The organism is Pseudomonas sp. FSL R10-0399 (genome assembly GCF_009600165.1).
GTDB lineage: Bacteria > Pseudomonadota > Gammaproteobacteria > Pseudomonadales > Pseudomonadaceae > Aquipseudomonas > Aquipseudomonas helleri.
On sequence record NZ_WIWK01000262.1, the window covers coordinates 1 to 1,043 of the forward strand.

General features: G+C 64.5%; 2 protein-coding genes. Both read left to right on the forward strand.

Annotated features, from left to right (window positions below; genetic code table 11):
• Positions 1-649 (forward strand): ABC transporter permease (locus tag GHO41_RS29315; protein ID WP_153435348.1); only part of this gene is annotated, 649 nt, incomplete at its 5' end.
• The coding region (locus GHO41_RS29320) for an ATP-binding cassette domain-containing protein (RefSeq protein ID WP_153435349.1) at positions 646-1,043 on the forward strand (398 nt) is incomplete at its 3' end. The genes GHO41_RS29315 and GHO41_RS29320, both read left to right, overlap by 4 nt.

Consider the following 1,043-nt stretch of genomic DNA (forward strand, 5'->3'; position numbering starts at 1 on the left):
GCCGTACGCGTTTTCCGGTGAAGCGGTGGTGGGTTTCGGCCAGCAGCGCAGCGGATTGCTGGAGGCCTTGCTAGTGACCTTGATGCGGGTCAGCGGCGGGCTGCTGGCCGGCAGCCTGGCGGCGCTGGTGCTGGCGGTTCTGATCACCGAAGTGAAGCTGTTGCGCCGTTTGATCCTGCCACTGGTGCAAACCCTGGCGCCGATCTCACCGGTGGCCTGGGTGCCCTTCACCATCGCGGTGATCGGCATTGGTGGCCAGGCGGCGGTCTTCGTGGTGTTCCTCGCCGTGCTGGGCACCATGACGCTGTCGCTGAGCGCCGCACTGGACGCCATCAACCCGCAGTACCTGAACATCGCCCACAACCTGCGCTGCACCCGCAAACAAATCTGGCTACGGGTGCGCTTGCCGGCGATTGCGCCGAGCGCGATGACCAGCCTGCGCATGGCCTTTTTCGGCGCGTGGATGGCGGTGCTGGCCGGGGAAATGGCCGGGATCAATTCCGGGTTGGGCTACATGATCATCATGGCCCAGCAGATGTACAACATGCCGTTGGTGATGGTGGGCGTGATGACCATTGGTGCTGTGGGTTTTGTGGTGGATCGCCTGTTGCTGTTGCTCGGGCGCCGTTTTAGCGGGTGGTCGTCATGAGCCGGGGCGCCACGCTGAGCTTTCGTGGCCTGAGCAAGCAGTTTGAAGGCGGCACGCGGGTCGATGTCGGTGATCTGGACATCAAGGCGGGCAGCTTCACCGTGCTGCTGGGGCGCAGTGGCTGCGGCAAAAGCACCTTGCTCAACATCGCCGCCGGTCTGCAACAGCCCAGCACCGGGCACCTTTTGTATGACGGCCAGGCGTTGACGGGCAACAAACCCGACAGCGCGCTGATCTTCCAGCAGAACAACCTGTTCCCGTGGATGAGTGCGGCCGAGAATATCGCCATCGCCCTGCTCAACCGTGGGCTGAACCGCGAAGACGCCAACCGGCGCGCCGGGCAATTGCTGGCCGAGGTCGGTTTGGCCGAGTTCGCCCAGCAGCGGCCCGGCGC